General features: G+C 68.8%; 2 protein-coding genes. One reads left to right on the forward strand and one right to left on the reverse strand.

Annotated features, from left to right (window positions below; all coding sequences use genetic code 11):
- The first annotated feature begins 158 nt into the window (after positions 1-158).
- Positions 159-953, forward strand: coding sequence for a DUF899 domain-containing protein (locus Plo01_RS39685; RefSeq protein ID WP_203895972.1), 795 nt, complete (start codon positions 159-161; stop codon positions 951-953).
- A 157-nt stretch (positions 954-1,110) separates the two neighbouring features.
- Here the strand turns inward: Plo01_RS39685 and Plo01_RS39690 are convergent, their stop codons facing one another.
- A complete protein-coding gene (locus tag Plo01_RS39690) occupies positions 1,111-2,400 on the reverse strand; it encodes a hypothetical protein (protein ID WP_203895973.1) in 1,290 nt (429 codons plus the stop codon).
- Positions 2,401-2,668 lie beyond the last annotated feature (268 nt).

The following is a 2,668-nucleotide window of genomic DNA, read 5'->3' on the forward strand; positions in this document are numbered from 1 at the left end:
GCCCTGATCGGCCACTATCGAAGGCGCGATGACCCACTCCCAACGGACCTGCGAACGTAGTACGTGCCTCCGGCCGAGAACCAAGCGATCCAGCCTCCAACTTCACCGGGCGATCCAGTTCAGCGGTTGCGCAACCAGGGCAGTCAGAGGAGATGGAGATGTCGCTGGGAAACCTGCCCCAGGTGGTGTCGCGTGAGGAGTGGCTCACCGCCCGCAAGGAGTTGCTGGTGAAAGAGAAGGAGCTCACCCGGGCGTATGACCGGGTGAACGCCGACCGGCGCCGGTTGCCGATGGTTCGGGTGGACAAGCCATACACGTTCGAAGGCCCGGATGGGGAGGTGAGCCTGCTCGACCTGTTCGAAGGCCGGCCGCAGCTGGTGATGCATCACTTCATGTGGAGCTACGACATCGACGCCGACGGAAACGAACATCCCCGCGACGTCGGCTGCGCCAGCTGCTCCACCATCGCCGACGTCATCCCCAAGCCGACCCAGCTGCACATCAGGAACACCACGCTCGTCGCGGTGTCCCGCAGCCCGTACGAGAAGATCGCCGCGTTCCGTGAACGGATGGGCTGGACGTTTCCCTGGTACTCCTCGGCCGGCAGCGACTTCAACTACGATTTCCACGCCACCGTGGACGAGCGGGTCGCTCCGGTGCTGCTCAACCACCGCACCGAGGCGGAGCTGGCGGCGGTGGGGACTCCCTGGACGGCGGCGATGCGCGGTGACTACCCGGGCATCAGCGCCTTCCTCCGGGTAAACGACACCGTCTACCACACTTACTCCACCTTCGGCCGCGGCATCGAGTTCGCCTACGCCTCGAACCCTTATCTCGATCTCACCGCGCTCGGCCGCCAAGAGGCATGGGAAGAGCCCGAAGACCGCGCGACCCCGCTCGGCCTCCAGGCGAGCGGACCCGCCCTCCGCTTCCCCGACGAATATGACACATAGTGTGGCCCTGACCCACTCCCGATGATGGGTGACCTGGCGTGAGACAACCGACCTGCGGAACACCTCCGATCGGCCGCCGTTCCCTGCCCTCCGCTGCAGCAATCACCGAAAGTGGGTCAGGACCGGTTGATGTCAGTGAGCGGGGCCGCATACGGGCTCAACAACCCGGTGAGCCCGCCAAGCTGAAGCGACGTGAACGCGCCGCCCCGTAACCGGTAGCGGCGAGATCGGCCGTCATGCCGGCCAGGACAGCCAGGCTCGCCACGGCGACGCCCGGTAACGGGGTGCGGGCGAGCACCATGAGGGAGACGATGAGTGCGGCGGTGTGGGCAAGGCTGGCGCCGACCAGCCAACCGGCCACGGCGCCGGCCAGGATGACGCCCCGCAAGTAGCCGCGTACCAGCCACAGCGCGGGCACGGGCACCAGCAGTGCCGCCCAGTCCAGAGCCAAGCCCGCCGGATGCTGCGGCACCACCAGCAGATCTCGCAGATAGAGTGCGGCCGGCCCGGTGGCGAGCACGATGACGAAGGCGCTGGCGAAGGCGCCCGCAAGCCAGATGGTCAGGCGACGCGGAGTGCCATCGCGCCGGTCCTGGCGGAGCGCGGTCGCGACCACCGCTTCCCAGTCGCTGGTGGGAGAGGCGAACAGCATCGTCAGCTCATATATCGCGGGCCAGACCATCAGCGAGGCCGCTGCCTGGGCTGAGTGCGCGACCCCGACGGTGGTGATCACCATCGGGACCATGTTGAGCAGGCGCGTCGTTGAGATCTCGGCGTGGCGGCGCAGCAGCTCGCCGTACCGGCCCTGGCCACGCGCCGGCGGGCGAGGCAGCCGCCGTACGGCCAGGGCCAGCCCGGCGCTCTCGCTGAACGCGCCGGCCGACAGGGCCAGCCCGGCGACCAGGGCGCCGTGCTGGGGCAAGAGAGCGATACCGCCCCAGGCCAGAGCGAAGGTTCCGGCCAGGCGGGCACCGGTCGCGGTAGCGATCGCCCGGGTCCGCCCGGCGATGATCAACCGCCCGTGCAGATAGCGGCGCAGCGCCACTCCCAGCGCGTTGGGCGCCAGTCCCACCAGCCCGGCGCGTACATGGTCAAGCAGCACCTCATCGGCGTCGAAGGCGAGCCGTACCAGCGCGATCAGGGGCGGTACGGTGGCCAGTGCGACCAGCGTGAGCGCCCCGGCCAGACCGGTCAGCAGGCTGTGGCGCCACAGTCGGCGCGCATGATGGCGGTCATGGGCGGCGACCACCAACGGGGTGATGGCTAGCGCCGGGGAGTTGACCACCACCAGGATCGCGACGCAGATTCCCATCGCGGCCAGGATCTGGGGGCCTGCCGAGGAGCGTGCGGCACCGGCGTAGACGACGGGGATCTCCAGGACCAGCATGGAAGCGCCCAGCGCGGTGGGGAGCCAGATCCCGAGCAACCGGCGCGTGGGCGATGCCATGAAAGGAGGTCTTCCCCGAGAGCGGCAGGCGACCCCCACCACCACGACAGCGGTAAGACCGCCGTACTCGCCGTCCGAGGCGTCATCCCCTGACAACGACCGGGTGCACGATCGCTGACATAGTGCGCAGCAGGCGGCGCTATGGCCATGCTCGACCGCGACCCTCAGCTGATCACCGAACCTCCTGGCCTGCTGACTGGCCAGTCAGTCCGCAGCGCTGGTCGGCCGACTGCCAGGAGCTCTTGCGCGGCACGTCGGCCGGCAGGGT

Origin of the sequence: Planobispora longispora, assembly GCF_016863135.1 — a bacterium.
Lineage (GTDB): Bacteria > Actinomycetota > Actinomycetes > Streptosporangiales > Streptosporangiaceae > Planobispora > Planobispora longispora.

Excerpts from the sequence above, each read along its gene's own strand:
- Plo01_RS39690 (WP_203895973.1), bottom strand. The coding sequence starts at position 2,400 with ATGGCATCGCCCACGCGCCGGTTGCTCGGGATCTGGCTCCCCACCGCG.
- Plo01_RS39685 (WP_203895972.1), top strand. The coding sequence starts at position 159 with ATGTCGCTGGGAAACCTGCCCCAGGTGGTGTCGCGTGAGGAGTGGCTC.